21 protein-coding genes are annotated in these 15,961 nt (G+C 25.3%); 11 read left to right on the top strand and 10 right to left on the bottom strand.

The genetic code is table 11. The features are described 5' to 3' along the window. Positions 1 to 242: 242 nt before the first annotated feature. Positions 243 to 524 carry a Mor transcription activator family protein gene (locus tag I2H23_RS02305; protein WP_166505128.1) on the bottom strand — a complete coding sequence of 94 codons (282 nt, stop codon included), beginning with the start codon at positions 522 to 524 and terminating at the stop codon, positions 243 to 245. A 120-nt stretch (positions 525 to 644) separates the two neighbouring features. Between I2H23_RS02305 and I2H23_RS02300 the strand changes: the two genes are divergently transcribed. Genes I2H23_RS02300 through I2H23_RS15680 form a run of 3 tightly spaced genes read left to right on the top strand, consistent with a single transcriptional unit; the run spans position 645 to position 1,292 of the window. Further along, complete coding sequence (locus I2H23_RS02300; protein WP_195580965.1) at positions 645 to 869, top strand: DUF1659 domain-containing protein; 225 nt, start codon at positions 645 to 647, stop codon at positions 867 to 869. 29 nt (positions 870 to 898) lie between these two features. Continuing rightward, positions 899 to 1,126 carry a DUF2922 domain-containing protein gene (locus I2H23_RS02295; protein WP_092926518.1) on the top strand — a complete coding sequence of 76 codons (228 nt, stop codon included), beginning with the start codon at positions 899 to 901 and terminating at the stop codon, positions 1,124 to 1,126. Between the two features lie 13 nt (positions 1,127 to 1,139). After that, the gene (locus I2H23_RS15680) at positions 1,140 to 1,292 is read left to right on the top strand and encodes a YvrJ family protein (protein ID WP_092926520.1); all 153 of its coding nucleotides are present in this window, start codon (positions 1,140 to 1,142) and stop codon (positions 1,290 to 1,292) included. Positions 1,293 to 1,310: 18 nt separating this feature from the next. On the opposite strand, the gene I2H23_RS02285 is transcribed toward I2H23_RS15680, so the two are convergent. Next, positions 1,311 to 2,279 carry a hypothetical protein gene (locus tag I2H23_RS02285; RefSeq protein WP_195580964.1) on the bottom strand — a complete coding sequence of 323 codons (969 nt, stop codon included), beginning with the start codon at positions 2,277 to 2,279 and terminating at the stop codon, positions 1,311 to 1,313. Between the two features lie 257 nt (positions 2,280 to 2,536). Between I2H23_RS02285 and I2H23_RS02280 the strand changes: the two genes are divergently transcribed. Next, on the top strand, positions 2,537 to 2,971 hold the full coding sequence (locus tag I2H23_RS02280) for a type II toxin-antitoxin system HicB family antitoxin (RefSeq protein WP_195580963.1): 435 nt from the start codon (positions 2,537 to 2,539) through the stop codon (positions 2,969 to 2,971). Positions 2,972 to 3,205: 234 nt separating this feature from the next. Here the strand turns inward: I2H23_RS02280 and I2H23_RS02275 are convergent, their stop codons facing one another. Together I2H23_RS02275 and I2H23_RS02270 are read right to left on the bottom strand one after the other, a co-directional pair. Then, positions 3,206 to 3,361 (bottom strand): hypothetical protein, encoded by a 156-nt coding sequence (locus I2H23_RS02275; RefSeq protein WP_195580962.1) that lies wholly within the window; start codon positions 3,359 to 3,361, stop codon positions 3,206 to 3,208. Between the two features lie 189 nt (positions 3,362 to 3,550). Then, positions 3,551 to 3,745, bottom strand: coding sequence for a hypothetical protein (locus tag I2H23_RS02270; protein WP_195580961.1), 195 nt, complete (start codon positions 3,743 to 3,745; stop codon positions 3,551 to 3,553). A gap of 610 nt (positions 3,746 to 4,355) precedes the next feature. On the opposite strand from I2H23_RS02270, the gene I2H23_RS02265 reads away from it, so the two are divergent. Beyond that, positions 4,356 to 5,318 carry an arsenic resistance protein gene (locus tag I2H23_RS02265; protein WP_166505124.1) on the top strand — a complete coding sequence of 321 codons (963 nt, stop codon included), beginning with the start codon at positions 4,356 to 4,358 and terminating at the stop codon, positions 5,316 to 5,318. A 177-nt stretch (positions 5,319 to 5,495) separates the two neighbouring features. Here the strand turns inward: I2H23_RS02265 and I2H23_RS02260 are convergent, their stop codons facing one another. Both I2H23_RS02260 and I2H23_RS02255 read right to left on the bottom strand, forming a co-directional pair. Then, positions 5,496 to 7,589, bottom strand: a complete 2,094-nt coding sequence (locus I2H23_RS02260; RefSeq protein ID WP_243248203.1) for an FtsX-like permease family protein — start codon at positions 7,587 to 7,589, stop codon at positions 5,496 to 5,498. Continuing rightward, positions 7,582 to 8,337, bottom strand: coding sequence for an ABC transporter ATP-binding protein (locus I2H23_RS02255; RefSeq protein ID WP_195236967.1), 756 nt, complete (start codon positions 8,335 to 8,337; stop codon positions 7,582 to 7,584). Before I2H23_RS02255 ends, I2H23_RS02260 begins: the two co-directional genes overlap by 8 nt. A 136-nt stretch (positions 8,338 to 8,473) precedes the next feature. Between I2H23_RS02255 and I2H23_RS02250 the strand changes: the two genes are divergently transcribed. The 3 genes from I2H23_RS02250 to I2H23_RS02240 all read left to right on the top strand — a co-directional run bounded on the left by I2H23_RS02250 (position 8,474) and on the right by I2H23_RS02240 (position 11,026). Continuing rightward, a complete protein-coding gene (locus tag I2H23_RS02250; RefSeq protein WP_166505121.1) occupies positions 8,474 to 9,175 on the top strand; it encodes a LytR/AlgR family response regulator transcription factor in 702 nt (233 codons plus the stop codon). A gap of 8 nt (positions 9,176 to 9,183) precedes the next feature. Then, positions 9,184 to 10,455: a sensor histidine kinase gene (locus tag I2H23_RS02245; RefSeq protein ID WP_195580959.1), complete on the top strand. Its 1,272-nt coding sequence runs from the start codon at positions 9,184 to 9,186 to the stop codon at positions 10,453 to 10,455. 139 nt (positions 10,456 to 10,594) lie between these two features. Beyond that, positions 10,595 to 11,026 (top strand): hypothetical protein, encoded by a 432-nt coding sequence (locus tag I2H23_RS02240; protein ID WP_195580958.1) that lies wholly within the window; start codon positions 10,595 to 10,597, stop codon positions 11,024 to 11,026. 22 nt (positions 11,027 to 11,048) lie between these two features. Here I2H23_RS02240 and I2H23_RS02235 read toward each other — a convergent pair whose 3' ends face one another. The 4 genes from I2H23_RS02235 to I2H23_RS02220 form a co-directional block, all read right to left on the bottom strand. Next, positions 11,049 to 11,582, bottom strand: coding sequence for a permease (locus I2H23_RS02235; protein WP_195580957.1), 534 nt, complete (start codon positions 11,580 to 11,582; stop codon positions 11,049 to 11,051). After that, the gene (locus I2H23_RS02230; RefSeq protein WP_166505117.1) at positions 11,579 to 12,058 is read right to left on the bottom strand and encodes a permease; all 480 of its coding nucleotides are present in this window, start codon (positions 12,056 to 12,058) and stop codon (positions 11,579 to 11,581) included. Before I2H23_RS02230 ends, I2H23_RS02235 begins: the two co-directional genes overlap by 4 nt. Before the next feature lie 94 nt (positions 12,059 to 12,152). After that, positions 12,153 to 12,863, bottom strand: a complete 711-nt coding sequence (locus tag I2H23_RS02225) for a tRNA threonylcarbamoyladenosine dehydratase (RefSeq protein ID WP_166505116.1) — start codon at positions 12,861 to 12,863, stop codon at positions 12,153 to 12,155. An 88-nt stretch (positions 12,864 to 12,951) separates the two neighbouring features. Next, positions 12,952 to 14,187, bottom strand: coding sequence for a NupC/NupG family nucleoside CNT transporter (locus tag I2H23_RS02220; RefSeq protein WP_092926548.1), 1,236 nt, complete (start codon positions 14,185 to 14,187; stop codon positions 12,952 to 12,954). A 412-nt stretch (positions 14,188 to 14,599) separates the two neighbouring features. On the opposite strand from I2H23_RS02220, the gene I2H23_RS02215 reads away from it, so the two are divergent. From I2H23_RS02215 to I2H23_RS02205, 3 genes are all read left to right on the top strand, one after another. After that, positions 14,600 to 14,812 carry a hypothetical protein gene (locus I2H23_RS02215; RefSeq protein ID WP_092926550.1) on the top strand — a complete coding sequence of 71 codons (213 nt, stop codon included), beginning with the start codon at positions 14,600 to 14,602 and terminating at the stop codon, positions 14,810 to 14,812. A gap of 100 nt (positions 14,813 to 14,912) precedes the next feature. Then, a complete protein-coding gene (locus tag I2H23_RS02210) occupies positions 14,913 to 15,662 on the top strand; it encodes a DUF6873 family GME fold protein (protein ID WP_166505115.1) in 750 nt (249 codons plus the stop codon). A gap of 21 nt (positions 15,663 to 15,683) precedes the next feature. Next, entirely contained in the window at positions 15,684 to 15,896 is a 213-nt protein-coding gene (locus tag I2H23_RS02205) for a hypothetical protein (protein ID WP_092926554.1), read from the top strand. Positions 15,897 to 15,961: the final 65 nt, after the last annotated feature.

Genomic DNA, 15,961 nt, shown 5'->3' with positions numbered 1-15,961 from the left:
TCTTAAACCTATTTTATCTAGTCACCAATAAATTTAATAAATAATTTATTATAAATTTACCTTATTAATTAAAACATCATATCCTGTGTATGCTAACGCTAGTGATGCCGTTAGTAGTCTTTCATGACCAAGTGGGGTTATTGTAGCATCTGCTAATTCTTTTTTCTTAATTTCAGTAATCCCAAGAGCTCTTAAATTTTCATTAAATAATAATTCTTTAATATAAATCCCCCTTTATTTAATTAGCTTTGTCTAATTAATTTAGCTGTTGTTATATCTTCTTTTAGTATTCTTTTTATATGAGTAACACTCATATTGTACTCTCTAGCTAAATTATTTACATTAAACCCATTGTATTTTTTTATAATCTCTCTATTTCTAGCATTTTTTATAGCGCTAGTATATGTTGGTATATAAATATTACTCCCTCCATACATTCTAGCTATTTCTAAAAACTTCTCCTTACCTACTATTTCAAGTAGCACCTCTAATCTTTCACTAACATCTTCATTTTTTATCTTCATATTCTCCTCCTAAACAAAATTTGTACACTTATGTTTTAACTACATGTGTTTAATCTTAAGTACTATCTAATTATAAGTAAGGGAAGTTACTTATAGTTTAAATTTAAAGGGGGAATGAAAATGGCAGTAACTATAACTAAAAATCCATCATATTTAAAGCTTAGATTTGATTGTGGAAAAGATGATGAAACTGGTAAAACAGTAGTAAGAACAAAGTCTTACTCAAATGTAAATCCAGATGCAACTGATCAAGATGTATATGACGTAGGGACTATATTATCATCATTTCAAAATCAAACATTACTTGAAGTGGCTAAAGTTGATAACAATACTTTATCAGCTTAGTATTAATTATAATTTTAAGGAGGTATGCTATGGAAATCAAGAAAAAATTAATTATGTCTTTTAAAACTTTATCTGGTAAAAAAATATCTATATCAGTTGATGACCCTAGAGAAAATTTAACTGAATCTGAAATAAAAACAGCTATGAATACTATATTATCTAAAAATATATTTAAGGTAAATGGTGAGGATTTAGATTCTTTAGTTGAGGCTAAAGTTGTTGAGACTGGCACTACTGAATACGATTTAGTATTATAATATAGGTGATATTATGGAATTTGATATACAAACTTTAATATCTAATATTGGATTTCCTATCACTTTGTCTATGTATTTACTTATACGAATTGAAGGAAAGCTATTAAATCTTACTGATAGTATTAATAATTTATCTAACAATATATTAAGTATAAAAAAGGGATGAATTTCATCCCTTTTTATTTTAATTCTTTTTCTTCTCTAGGCATTTTTCAGGGTAAATATAAATTAATTCCCATTTACCATCTTTACCTTTTTTATAATCAGCTATTTTTATATCAACACCATTAGTTAACTGGTAAAATAAAACATAGTATTCATTACCTTCTTTATCCTTAAAATAAACTCTCTTTTCATATCCTTCTTGCTTAACATCTATATCACCACTAACTAAAGAACACCAATCTCCATACTCAATGGCAACAAGACTCTTTGCATCATATGACCATCCATGATAAGGTGCACACAAATAGTTTTCAGCTGTATATTTTATATCTTTAATTTTATAATATCCATTTTGTTTATCTAAATAAATATATCCATAATAATATGCAAATAATCCCTTTTGCTCCTTAGAACCTTCTATTATTTCTAGTTCAACAAAGTACTTAATTTCATTAGGATTATTTTCACTTGGTGGAACTTCATTTAGCTTTATTAAATTAATGTGTAGCTTGTTTTCAAATGATTTTAAATAATCTTTATATGAATATTTTTCTTTATAAGAGTCTGATAAAAAGTTATATGAAACAGGATAAGGACCCTTTGCTTCACCTAATGTACCACATCCAGTGTTTGTACCTTTAGTAGGATTTGCTGCTTCTCTTAAAACACTAAAATAGTTTATTATAGTGTCCCTTGGAGTTTCTAAAAGCTTTTTAGGTAATTTTACATCAGAAGGTTTGCCATTATAAATATCGTAAAGTGAAGTTTCTATTCTATCGTTTAATATAGGCATATTAGATGGTCTAAAAAATCTTTCTAGGCTATAATGTTCTTCACTATTATCAACATCATGTTCATCTTCTACTTTTCTTTCTTTTATATATTTTCCACCTAGTGTTAATTTATCATGTTTTCCTTCACATATTCCTATTATAGGTGTGCTTATTAGTGCTATTGTAATTAAAAATATAACTTTGATTTTAAACATAGCTGTCCTCTTTTCATTTCTTAGTAAGTTCATTACTATGTTTAACAAATAGAATTAAATTTATTATTAAATTTATAAAAATAAATAAATCACAACTAAAAATATAATTATTTATATATTGGATTATTTTGTATTTACCTATTTACACGTATTCAAATACGTGTTATTTTATATATAAATAATAAATTAAAAAATTATCTTAAGTCTATTTTTCTTTATATTAACAAACCAATTATTATCAAAGGAGAAAATAAAAAATGAAAAAAGATTTTTATACTTATATAGCCGTAGTATCTTTAGAAAAAGATGATTCACGTCCTGATGAATATTATGCAGCATATGTCCCAAATTTCGGTGAAGTATATACAGATGGTGAAAACTTAGAAGAACTCTTAAGAAATATAACTGAATGCTTAGAATTTGGAATATATGGAAGAGAAAAAGACAATGAAGATTTACCAGATCCAATAAATCCTATTGAATATAAAGATAAGTTAAATGATAATGAGTTTTTAATGTCTGTAAATGCAATAATGCCTAGAGTGAGAAAGGCTTTTGATAATATATCTATAAAGAAAACTTTAACTATTCCACAATGGTTAAATATAGAAGCTATGAAACAAAATTTAAATTTTTCTCAAATACTACAAGATGCTTTAAAAAAAGAACTTGGAATAATAGAAAAATATTAATTTTTAAATAATTTTTAAAAATATATTCACTATTTTTATTATACTTTTTATAAGATTTATGATATAATATTAAATGCCAATTTTAATACAGATTCCTTTCTGTGTTAAGTTTGTTTTCTGTGTAAAGCTGGTAGGATTTTTTCCTACCAGCTTTTTATTTTGTGTTGATATATTATCATTTTATATTTATATAAATCACTATAAAATTAGATATAAACAGTAATACTTGCACTATTATATTTGCAATATTATATAGTTGTTCATTTTTTCACTAGCGATCCAAAGTGTTAGTGTACTTAATATTGGACACAATAATAATACAATTGCCTTAGACATAGTTTCATTTGTATTAACTTTAATTAACATATCTGGTGGCAAATTTTTAAACATAAAAATATTTAATAATACAGTCAATCCAATAAGAAGTAAGCTAACCTTTTTAAACCACTTTTCTAGCGATAACCCCCAAGTTTATCCCTCTCTCTCTTATTGTTTAAATATATAATAATTATAAACTTTAATTATATTGTACATTCGACTAAATTATTTTTCTACATACTAATCAATAATAAAATACCCCTAATTTTCTTTATTATCTAATTTACCAAGTATTAGTTGAGTACAGTAAACTATGGTAAATATTATAGTTGCAAACATCGATACATATATGCCAAGCTCTCCTAATACAGCATTTAAAATCATATTTACAACAAATAAACATACCAAAACTATACCTATAGTAATTAATAATGAATATAGTACTTTTTTATCCAAACTCTCCCCCCTTATCTCCTCTTTACTATCCATCACCATAGTAATCAGCAAAGTATAAAATTCCTTTTTTTACTCCTTTGTAATTGCTAAGTATTCCTTGGGTTGCTTTTTCTAGTGGTGGATTAGTTAACGTATAACATTTTGCTTTTTGCTTTTCTAAAAGTTCTTTGTCTATTTTGTTGTGAAATTCATCATCAACTATATCTATCGTAATGGCTTCTATAAAATACCCCCTACAATTTTTGCATACTTATATTATAGCTTAATATTAGTACCATATATTTAAAAACAAATAATTCTTTTAAACATATAAAATAAAAAAGGAATGAAATATATTCCCTTTTTATTTTATATGTTTTCATAAATCTTTATTAGCTTCCATTGTATCATCTAATATATCTTTTGTAATATTAGCAGAGCATATATCTTTAATTGCTCCAGTAATAATTACTAATTGTGATGATAATATAATTGAATATAAACTTTAGATAAAGAGGAACGAATCGTTCCTCTTTTATTTTCCCATTTTTTATATTTTAATTCTTCTTAATAAACAGTTGCAATTGATAATAAATATCTATAAAATTGTAAATATATAAGGAGGTTTAAAATGGACAATATTAATAAATTTCAAAGTTTGATTATATTATTGATGGTTTTAATAGGAATAATACTCGGGCAAATAAATATTATACAAACCTATTCTGAATATTTAATTATGCCTTCTTTGATAATAATGTTATTTTTAGTATTTATACAAATACCATTAAAAGATATTACAAAATCATTTAAAAATATAAAGTTTACATTAACAGCAATACTTATAAATTTTGTATGGACACCTATTTTAATATTCTTTTTAGGGAAATTTTTCTTACAAAATAGTCCAGAGCTTTTAATTGGATTTATAATGCTTATGGTAACACCTTGTACTGATTGGTATTTAATATTTACAGCTATAGCAAAAGGTAATGTTGCATTAGGAGCATCAATTTTACCACTAAACTTTATGCTTCAATTACTACTGCTTCCTGTGTATGTATTTTTAATTGGAGGCTCAAGTGTAAACATAGATGCATTAAGCCTTACTCAAGGAATGGTTGTAAGCTTATTTATACCTCTTTTATTAGCTACTATTTTTAGAAAAATTACAATTAATAAAAAAGGTTTAAGTTATTTTGAAGAAAATATATCTCCAAAGGCTTGTGATTACCAAGGTTATTTTTTAAATTTAGCAATAATTTCAATGTTTGCATCTCAAGGTAAAGTATTACTTAAAAATCCTCAAGTACTTTTACAGCTTTTACTACCGGTGCTACTATTTTTTATAATTAACTTAGTTATTGGACAAGTTGTTGGTAGAAAAATAAAATTAAGTAAAGAGGATAATGTTGCTTTAAACTTAACTACTTTAGCTAGAAACTCACCTATAGCACTTGCAATAGCAGTTTCAGCTTTTCCTAATGAGCCTTTAATATCATTAGCGCTTATAATAGGACCTTTAATAGAATTGCCTGTGTTATTTCTAGTGTCTAAAATATTATTAAATATTAATTATGTTAAACAAACATAATATAAAAATAACTGTACCTTATGTATTTAAACACTTTAAAATCTCAGGTACAGTTATTTATTAAATTTTATATTATAGTTTAAAATAATAAAATTTACTAATAGTTTTATATTTTCTTTAATTAATATATTAATCATTCAAATAGTTATATAGGCAAGCATAAATATACACTGCTATCTAAATTTTTGCTATCTTTTTAACTTTTTCAAGAGAAAACTTATATATTATAAACATAAATAATATTACTAGTAAAATTATTAATAATCCTACAACAAGAGCTAAAAACTCTCCTTGCGATATATTACCTCCGCTATTTCCGTAGAATATAGTAAGATATATCATATATGTAAAAATACTTCCTATTACTGTTGGATATATAAATACCTTAGCTAGCTGCTTTTTAATATTTTTTTCAATATATTTTTTGTTTGCTCCAAGCTTTTTTATATCTGAAAATAGCTGTTTATTATCAAGTCCAATAGTTACTGCTCTAGTATAGGCTATTATTGCAGTTGATGCTAAACATATTATTGCTATATAAATGAATAACATAATAAATACAGCCATATTCTTAAGTAAATCTTGTTTATCTAAAGGTTTAAACATAGGATAATACTTCCACTCATTAAAAAGTTGATTATTATCTGAAGAAAGTTCTAACTTGATATCATAATCATACTCTCCTCCATTTTTTTGTGCTAACATTTTTTCATACTCATCAAAAGAAGTTAATACTGCTACATCTTTTGAACTTCTATTTATAATTTCTTCTTTTAAAGCTTTAGCAAATTCATAAGTTTCATTAGGATTTATAACATTAAATAACACAAACTTCTCGTATTGTTCTTTTGGTAATCCTTTTGAAAGTCTTAAATAATCTTCATCTGATATTACATACTTTCCTTGATGTTCTTTCGCAAAAGGTCTAAAAGAAACTGTTCCTGCAAATTTTATTTTGTCAGATTCACCTGTTACTGGATGAGTTATTGTATCTAAATCATTAAATTTTGACCAAATACTTTCAGATTCTCCATCAGCTATAACTTTATAATACTCGCCTTCATTAACATCAATATTTTGTCCTGATACTTTATTAAAATCACTTTCTTTGAAAAACTCATTATATTGCATCTTTTCTACATACTCATTTATAAGCATATTATTTTCATCATACTCTCTATAATATCCATTTGTAATAAGTGAAATAGCATCTACTTCATAGTAATCTGTTATAGAAGCATTATTATCCTTAGAAAGAGAATATATTTCTTCTTTATTTATTTGATTTTCATTTCCTTTATAGTAAAAAGCATAATCTATAGGATTGTTTTTTATATCTACTAAAAGACCAGTCATCGCTGTAGGTGTATAAAATGCTGCAAACAATCCTCCTGCAATTAAAAATGTTATTACACACATGTTCCTAACTGTCTGTTTTCCTGAAAATCTCATCATATTTGTTGATATAATATTTTTATAATACTTTTTAGGATTTTTTCCTTTTTTACTATAGATTATTGCGTGAGTTAATACCATATAAAGGCCTAAAAATGATAATAAATACACTACATTCCATATAGATGGCATAATATATCCTATTGTTTCTACTATTATATTTGGAACACCATATCCTAAAAATAATCCACTTATAACTAATATCCAGCCAACTATCCCAGTCCAAGGTTTAATATCTTTTACAACTTCAGATTTTCTTTGTTCATAGATAATATCCATAATATTGCTTCTTTTTATAAACTTAGCGCCATTTATAAATATACATAATGTTACAAAAATACAAAATCCAACTCCAAATACAAGCCCTGTAGCTCCAAATTGATATGTCATTTCTTTTGTATCTATAATAAATATCTGAAAAACTTTCCATATTATATAAGAAACAGGAATACTAAGAACCACCCCAACTATTAAACATATAGGAATAATTAATATAAGTTCTTTTAATAAAACTTTTTTAAGCTTTGACTTTCTTTCTCCTAATGCCATTAAAATTCCAAACTCACGACTTTTATATTTATAGAATAAAGAAGATGCATAAGTTGTAAATACAGCACATCCAATAATTGCTATAGAAAATATCATATAACCTTGTTTTCTACTATCTCCTCCTGATGGTAAGATGTTCATTACTGTTGGACTAAAAAACATCAATGCATATGAAGTAACTAATAAAACTGATAAGGTTATACAAAAAGCAAGCATATAATAATTTTTTATGCTGTTTTTTCTAAGCTTTGATATAACATTATTCATTGTCACTATCATCACCTCCTAGTTTTTTAAGTGTATCTAGGAGTCTATCCATAAACTCAATTCTATTTGTAGTTTTAGTAAGCTCTGTATATACTTCACCATCTTTAAGAACTATAACTCTATCACAAAATGATGCTGCAAAACTATCGTGAGTTACCATAAATACAGTTGCACCTAATTCTTTTTTTGCTTGAACAAACGAATCTATAACAGCTCTACATGATTTACTATCTAAGTTTCCAGTTGGTTCATCTGCTAAAATAATATATGGTTTATTAATAAGAGCTCTTGCAACAGCACTACGTTGTTTTTCTCCTCCTGATATTTCTGCTGGATATTTATTTTTAATATGTGAAATACCAAAAGTAGTACAAAGCTTATTTGCTAGTACTTCCATTTTAGTAACATCTTTATCTGCTATAATTTGTGGTAAACAAATATTTTCTATTACACTTAATCCATCTAATAACATAAAGTCCTGAAAAACAAATCCTAACTTTTGATTTCTTATATCCGCTAAACTTTCTTCATTTAATCCTGATATATTTTCTCCTCCAAGTAATATTTCACCTTTTTCAAAAGGCACAAAGCAAGAAATACAATTTAAAAGTGTAGTTTTTCCACTTCCTGATGGCCCCATAACAGCTACAAACTCTCCTTTTTTCACATCAAAAGATATATTTTTTAGTACATCATAATTTACATTTCCTGTTTTATAACTTTTATATAAATTCTTAACTTTAAGCATAATCTTCCCTCCTAATATTTTATAATTTAATTGTATATTTTTAAGGCACAATTAAAAACTGTACCAAATGTAATCTTTTGCAGTGATATTGTAATTTTTGGTATGCTATAATAAAAAAGTAGGGGGGATAATTTTTATGCTAAAAATTGCAATATGTGATGATGAAAAATCTCAAATTAATTTACTAAAAAATATATTATCAATACATTTAGATTTAAAGGGGTTAGATTATAAAATCTATGAATTTGATTGTGGGGAAAGTCTTATTGATTCAATTACTAAAGAAAATTATGATATTATATTTTCAGATATAGAAATGAAAGTTCTAAATGGAATAGATACTGCCAAAAACATTAGATTACACAATAAAAAATCTATAATTATATTTGTTACATCATATCCCGATTTTGTTTTTCAAGGGTATGAAGTTAAGGCATTTAACTATATATTAAAGCCTTATAAACCAGAAAAAATAGGACAGGTTTTAAACTCTGCTCTTGAAGAATTAGATGAAATTCAAGATAAGTTTTATATTGTAGAATCCAAATCTAAAACTGAAAAGATAAACTTAAGTAATACCTATTATTTTACTAGCGATAGGCGTAAGGTAAATGCAGTTACTTTCACGGAAACTATAGATTTTTATGATAAACTAGACAATCTTGAAAAAAATCTACCTTCATTTTTCGTAAGAATTCATCAACGTTATCTTATTAATATCAATCATGTATCTTCAGTAGAATCTAGTAGTTTAGTTATAAATAAAGAAACATTACCTATAAGTCGTGGTAGATATAATTCATTTATGATTGAGTTTGCAAAAACAATGCTAAGGTAGGTACTTTTATGTATGATATAATTTACAATCTTACAACTTTAATACTTTATGCAGTAACAAGCTACTATTTTTATAAGGTTATATCAAATTTTTCATCAGTTAAAGATAATAAATATGCTAAATTTACTTCTATACTTGGTGCTTATCTTATTCCAAATGTAATTATATATACTTCAGATATTGTTAATGTTTTTTATACTATGATTGGTTTTATTTTAATAATGGTTGTTTTTTATAAATCTAGCTATATTAAAAATATTTCTGCTGTAATGATTTTTTATCCTATTGTAGTATCTATAAATTTAATGGCCAATGACTTTTGTGCTAAGGTTTATATTTATTTAGGTGAAACTTTATGGATGGATTATTTTGCTCAAACACTAGAAATGTGTATTATTTCATTTTCTTGGTTTTTAATTTACCATTTTTCTAAAGACAAGCTAAATAATATAGGTAGATATATTGATATAAAAACATGGATTATGATAGATATTATATGCTTAGCACCTTTTATTTCCATAATAACAACAATTATAAATACACCTTTAGGAAAAGAATATCAAGCATATCCCATAGCAATTGCATGTATAATTACTAGCTTGAGTATGATATTTCTTATTGAGTATATAGTTAAAAATGTTAAAAATCGCCTTGAAAATCAAAACCTAAAACTAGAATATAGCTACTATAGAGAGCTTGAAGAAAATCAAAAAAATGTAAGAAAGCTACATCACGATATGAATAACCACTTATCTGTAATATATTCATTTTTAGAATATGATAATTTAGAAGGTGCAAAAGATTATTTTAATGAACTTTCAGATAAGTTTAATGTAAGCAATAGAGTGTTTTGTAAAAATAGTATTGTAAATGCAGTTATAAATTCAAAATACAATTTAGCAATACAAAATCAAATTGATTGTTTTTTTAATATTGATATAGACGAGATTCTTCCTTTAGAAGATATTGACCTTTGTTCTATTTTTTCAAATACACTTGATAACGCTATTGAGGCTTCTTTAAAATTAAGTGATATTTCACAGAGAAAAATATCTTTGAAAGCTCGCTGCAATAAAGGTTATTTTAGTTACTCTATTTGCAATAATTACAATGGTATTATTAAATTTAACAATGGAAAGTATAACTCTACTAAGTTAGATTCAAATATGCATGGATTTGGCCTTGAAAACATAGATGATATTGTAAAAAAATATAATGGTACCCTTAATATTACTTATTCTGAATGTGAATTTAATGTATTGGCAATTATTAAAATTTAATTACTCATAAAAAAGGAGGAACCAATCGTTCCTCTTTTTTTAATATAATAATCTTTTATACACTTATTATTATCATAATTAAATTTAATATAAATTCATGTTATAATAACCAATAAATACATAATAGAAAGGATACAATATGGAAATTTACTTACCAAAAATAATAGCTAATTCACCAACTAAGCTACCAATACTTGAAAAAACAATACTTTACTATATAATTGACAAAGCATTTAAATGCAAAGATGAAAACACTAAAGATTTAAATATAGAAATTAATATAAATGAAATAATAGAAATTATTAAAAACTCAACAATAGAATGTATGGATATAGTATCTCAAACTAAACAAGCTATAAACAATCTAAAAAATATAAAATTAAGTTTAGTAGATAATTGCTTTCATATAAAGCTTAAACCAATCGAAAATATAGGTATATTTGCATCAAATATTTACGTTGATTTAAATCCTATAATTGTAGAATATTTAGACCAAGTCCAACTTGGAAATTACGTTAAATTTGACTTAATTACAAATTCTATAGTTAATAAAACTAAAACATTTATATAATATTTTAGAAGATATAATACATTTAGATATTATGTCTTCTACTAAAAGATATTTGTTTTTTATCTATAAACTCAACCAAGTATCCCATAAATATTACTCCAATTATATCAATTATAAGTCTAACTAATGTAAACTCATATCCAAGAGCATCTATTTCAAATGTCAACGTAGAAATCTTAACAACACACCAAGCATTTAAAAATATAATTATATTTGAAAACCTAACCCCTTTATCCATAAGAACTTTGGCAAAAGGAAATGCTGCATACATAGGACCTGCTGCAAAACATGCTAAAGCAAAAGATAAAAATATACCAAGTAAGCCTGATTTATTTCCCATATACTTAATAAAATACTCTCTAGGAACCCACTCATCCAAAAGAGAAAGTAAAATCATAACCCCTGGAAGTATACCTAACATCTGCAAAGTACTAGATTTTACGTTACTAAAAATATTAGTTCCCAAATTATTATTAAAAAAATATATAAATATGCAAATAATAAATCCAATAAGTACATATTTATATCTATTTAAAATAAATCTTATATTTATCATCCTAAAATTCCCCCTACAAAAGAAGCTACTACAAAAGCAAATAAAAATGCTACAACATTTCTATAAAAAGCAGCCTTCTTTCCTATAAATTTTGATTCTAGTGGAAGTGTTAGTATTCCAACCATAGTAGAAGTTGATATAAATGCTGCTACTTGTGCATATCCAGCCCCACTTTTAAGTAGAGAATCCCCTACTGAAAAAGCCACAAATGTAGGCATCATAGTAACTGCACCTATCACTGATGATATAGTTGTTCCAATAAATTTTGATTCTTCGCCAATAAGCTTTGATATAGACTCTGTGTCTAATACAGATAAGATTATAGCAATTATAATTACAATAAGAAAAAATTGAGGCATTATCGCTTCTAATGATTTCACACCTTTTACAAAAGCACTTTTTGTTTTTTTTGAATCTCTTATAAATGAAAAAATAAATAAAATAATACACATTAAATAAATAATAAAATTAATCAAACATACTCCCCCCGTAGCCATGCTATAATTAGAATTTAATTATAATATGCAATATTTATTATCATTGCCACTTAAAGAAATTATAGAAAAAATTCTATTTATTATTTAACAAATCTCTAACAACTTCAGATGCTATAATAAGACCTCCAGAAGATGACATAAAAGATATACTTCCAGGAATTATTCTATGACCATCTGATATTTTTTCTTTTAACTCTAAAGGGTTTTCACTTGAAAAAACTACTTTTAAATGATCAATATTTCTGTCCCTTAATTCTTTTCTTACTACTTTAGCTAGAGGACAAGTATGAGTTTTTGAAATATCACTTACTTCTATTTTTGTTGGATCTAATTTATTGCCCATACCCATAGAACTAATTATTGGTATATTTCTTTTTTTACACTCTTCTATTAAATGAATTTTAGATGATACCATATCTATTGCATCTACTACATAATCATAATCATCATTAATTATTTCTTTGCTAGTATCTTTATTAAATATAGTATTTATAGCTTTTATATTTAAGTTTTTATTTATATCTAAAAGCCTTTCTTTTACTACTTCTACTTTGTCTTTGCCTAATTTTGAGTTAAGCCCTGGTAGTTGCCTATTAAAATCACTTTCACAAACTTTAGCATAATCTACTATAGTTATATTTCCTATTCCAGCTCTTACTAAAGCTTCTACACAAAAGCTTCCTACTCCCCCTACTCCTATAACTAGAATATTTGAATTTTTAAGTTTCTCTAATCCATCTTCACCTATTAAAATGGCTGTTCTTTTTATAAATTTATTTTCCATTTTAACTCTCCTTTTTATTTATATCTTAATTAGTATAACAAAAAAAGAAGGAACGATTCGTTCCTCCTTAATAATCTTATTTATTTAATTATATAGCTATTATTAATCCAACTACTAATGCACTTAGTACACTAACGAAGAATCCACCTAACATTCCTTTGAATGCTAATTTAGCTAATAAACTTCTCTTTTCTGGACAGAAAACTGATATTCCTGATATACATATACCCATACTTGATATATTGGCAAATCCACAAAGAGATATTGCCATCATAAGACCAGTTCTGTAGTCTAAGTTTGGTAACATTGTACCTAATTGTCCAAAAGCAACGAATTCATTTAATACTAACTTACTTCCTAAAAGCTGAGAAGCTGTTAATATCTTGTCTGTAGGAAGACCCATTAATGCTCCTATTGGTGCAAATATATATGATAATATTTGTTCTAATGATAATCCTACAACTCCTAATATACCATTAACAAGTGCAACTAAAGCTATTATAGCTATAAGTGAAGCACCTATACCTAATGCCATTTGAAGCCCGTCATTAGCACCTTGAGATATTGCAGATATAAGGTTTGGATTATCCCCTTTATTATCTATGCTTATTTCTTCTTTAGCACCTTCATGTTCATGACCCTTAGCTACAAATTCATGTTCAACTTCTGTTTCTGGAAGTATTATCTTAGATACTATTATACTTCCAAGTGGCACTAATGCTCCACCTATAAGTAAGTATTCCATAGGTATTCCAAGACCTGCATATCCCATTAAAACAGTTGCAGACATACTACCCATACCAGATACTAAAACTAACATTATTTCACTTTTAGTCATTCCTGATAAGTATTTTGAAACTAATATTGGAGATTCAGTTTGTCCTAAGAACATATTAGCAACAGCAACGAAACTTTCTACTTTAGAAGTTCCAAGTACTTTACCTATAACCCCACCTATTGCTTTAACAACAGCTCCTATTATACCTAAGTAGTATAATGCAGCTACTAACGCTGATATAAATATTATGTTACCTAAAACTTGTATACCAAATATCATCCCTGTTGGAGCACCTGAATCTGCTAGTGGCCCAAATACAAATGATAAACCTTCAAATCCATAACTTAAAGTAGCAGTTACTACATCAGATACCTTTTGTAGTGCAGCTCTTCCAAGTGGGAATTTTACCAGTAAAAATGCTAGGATAAATTGTATTATAAATGCTTTAGCTATCATCTTTTTATTTATTGCTTTTTTATCAGATGATAATAGATACAATATTCCTAACAAAATAATTATGCCTAGTGCATTTATTAGTATTGTCATATTTTCTCGCCCTCTACTTTTGTTTAATTTCTGATAAATTTAGTTTATTTATCTAGTCTAAGTATTTATAATATGCACTTCTTAAAAATTAAATATTAGAAGCCTTGCCCCACACATATCATTTTTCAATACTTTTCGACAATTAACAAAACTTTATTTACCAATATAATTAAAATGTAAATGTTATTTTTCTTTAATATTATAACCTTTTCTTATTTATTATGACAAGACTTTTATTTTATTTATTAATTATTTATTTACATTTTTATATATATTACCCATTTGTATATATATTACCCATTTTTAATCTTTATATTATCTAAATTTATAACAATTTAATCTAAGTATTAGTATAAAATATATTAGCTTACATATACTTTTAATATATAATTTATTATCAAAGGAGTATAAAATGAAAAAAAACTCTAACAAAAAACATGATAATTTATCATTTTTAAATCATTTTGATGACCAATACAATCAAATAATAGATAATAACGACGTTTTTGAAAGTTCTGATAGTGAAACTACTGATTTAATAAATTTTAGAGTAATAAATACAAATAACTCTTATCCATCTCAAGATCCTAATATTTATGAAAGTAATAGTGAAGATAACAAATAATAAAGTTACTTAAAAGGCATGTAAAAACATGCCTTTTAATATTGTAAAATATTAAATTTTTATGATAAGCTAAAATTATTATATATTTAGGAGAAAATTTATGAAATTTATAAAAGATTCTTTTATAGTTAATGACTATGTTAAATTAGCAATAGTAGACAAAAGAATTACTCCTACTATGGAGAAAAATTTAAGAGCTAGAGGTATAGATTTAATAAAAACAATTGGATGTAAAAATTCTTATGATGCTATAAAGTTTCATCCAGATATAAGTATATTTAAATTAAATGATGAAAATATAGTTGTATCTCCTGATGTCTATGATTATTATAATGATAAATTAAAAAAGTATAACTTTAATGTCATAAAAGGAAATCTACCTATAGAAAGTAAATATCCAAACAATATACAATACAATGTTTGCTTGTTTGGAAAGTATGCTATTCATAATTTTGATTATACAGACAAAAACATTTTAAAGTACATAAAAGAAAATAATCTTACTATGATTAATGTAAATCAAGGATATACAAAATGTTCAGTATGTATTGTTGATGAAAATTCTATTATAACTTCAGATGAAGGTATATATAAAGAAGTAATAAAACACAATATTGATTGTTTACTTATATCTAAAGGAAATATTGATTTATTTAATATGAATTATGGATTTATAGGTGGATGTAGCGGACTTATATCTCATAAAGAATTAGCTTTTTACGGTAATATCAAGCTTCACCCTGATTATGATAAAATTTATGATTTTGTTAAATCTAAAAATAAAGAAATTATTTCTTTAAGTGATGAAAAATTATTAGACTTAGGCTCTTTAATACCTATTATGTACTAAATTTTGAAAGGTGTGACATATTTGAGCGTTGATAAATTAAAAATAACCTTTAATAATGGCTTTACTAAAATAGTAGAAAGAAATAACATTAAAAACTTTAATGCCCTACTTGATTGGATGGACAAATTTAATTCTAATCAATATGTAAGTTTACTTACTGTCTCTGGATTTGAACTTGGTAGTTCTATATCTTTAGATAAAAATAATATAAAATCTATAGAAATAATAGATTAATAAAAAAAGAGGACTTAAAAGTCCTCTTTTTTATTATCCTTAAGATTTTTAACTTTATTATAATT

Origin of the sequence: Romboutsia sp. BSD2780061687b_171204_C1, assembly GCF_015560225.1 — a bacterium.
GTDB classification, from domain to species: domain Bacteria; phylum Bacillota; class Clostridia; order Peptostreptococcales; family Peptostreptococcaceae; genus Romboutsia_C; species Romboutsia_C hominis.
This window is presented reverse-complemented; position numbering and strand designations above follow the sequence as displayed.

What these genes read in the sequence shown, in the direction of transcription:
- I2H23_RS02275 (WP_195580962.1), bottom strand. Translation starts at nt 3,361, where the DNA reads ATGTTTAAAAATTTGCCACCAGATATGTTAATTAAAGTTAATACAAAT.
- I2H23_RS15680 (WP_092926520.1), top strand. Translation starts at nt 1,140, where the DNA reads ATGGAATTTGATATACAAACTTTAATATCTAATATTGGATTTCCTATC.
- I2H23_RS02280 (WP_195580963.1), top strand. Translation starts at nt 2,537, where the DNA reads ATGAAAAAAGATTTTTATACTTATATAGCCGTAGTATCTTTAGAAAAA.
- I2H23_RS02235 (WP_195580957.1), bottom strand. Translation starts at nt 11,582, where the DNA reads ATGATAAATATAAGATTTATTTTAAATAGATATAAATATGTACTTATT.
- I2H23_RS02240 (WP_195580958.1), top strand. Translation starts at nt 10,595, where the DNA reads ATGGAAATTTACTTACCAAAAATAATAGCTAATTCACCAACTAAGCTA.
- I2H23_RS02305 (WP_166505128.1), bottom strand. Translation starts at nt 524, where the DNA reads ATGAAGATAAAAAATGAAGATGTTAGTGAAAGATTAGAGGTGCTACTT.
- I2H23_RS02210 (WP_166505115.1), top strand. Translation starts at nt 14,913, where the DNA reads ATGAAATTTATAAAAGATTCTTTTATAGTTAATGACTATGTTAAATTA.
- I2H23_RS02260 (WP_243248203.1), bottom strand. Translation starts at nt 7,589, where the DNA reads ATGAATAATGTTATATCAAAGCTTAGAAAAAACAGCATAAAAAATTAT.
- I2H23_RS02220 (WP_092926548.1), bottom strand. Translation starts at nt 14,187, where the DNA reads ATGACAATACTAATAAATGCACTAGGCATAATTATTTTGTTAGGAATA.
- I2H23_RS02285 (WP_195580964.1), bottom strand. Translation starts at nt 2,279, where the DNA reads ATGTTTAAAATCAAAGTTATATTTTTAATTACAATAGCACTAATAAGC.
- I2H23_RS02215 (WP_092926550.1), top strand. Translation starts at nt 14,600, where the DNA reads ATGAAAAAAAACTCTAACAAAAAACATGATAATTTATCATTTTTAAAT.
- I2H23_RS02295 (WP_092926518.1), top strand. Translation starts at nt 899, where the DNA reads ATGGAAATCAAGAAAAAATTAATTATGTCTTTTAAAACTTTATCTGGT.
- I2H23_RS02265 (WP_166505124.1), top strand. Translation starts at nt 4,356, where the DNA reads ATGGACAATATTAATAAATTTCAAAGTTTGATTATATTATTGATGGTT.
- I2H23_RS02255 (WP_195236967.1), bottom strand. Translation starts at nt 8,337, where the DNA reads ATGCTTAAAGTTAAGAATTTATATAAAAGTTATAAAACAGGAAATGTA.
- I2H23_RS02225 (WP_166505116.1), bottom strand. Translation starts at nt 12,863, where the DNA reads ATGGAAAATAAATTTATAAAAAGAACAGCCATTTTAATAGGTGAAGAT.
- I2H23_RS02245 (WP_195580959.1), top strand. Translation starts at nt 9,184, where the DNA reads ATGTATGATATAATTTACAATCTTACAACTTTAATACTTTATGCAGTA.
- I2H23_RS02300 (WP_195580965.1), top strand. Translation starts at nt 645, where the DNA reads ATGGCAGTAACTATAACTAAAAATCCATCATATTTAAAGCTTAGATTT.
- I2H23_RS02250 (WP_166505121.1), top strand. Translation starts at nt 8,474, where the DNA reads ATGCTAAAAATTGCAATATGTGATGATGAAAAATCTCAAATTAATTTA.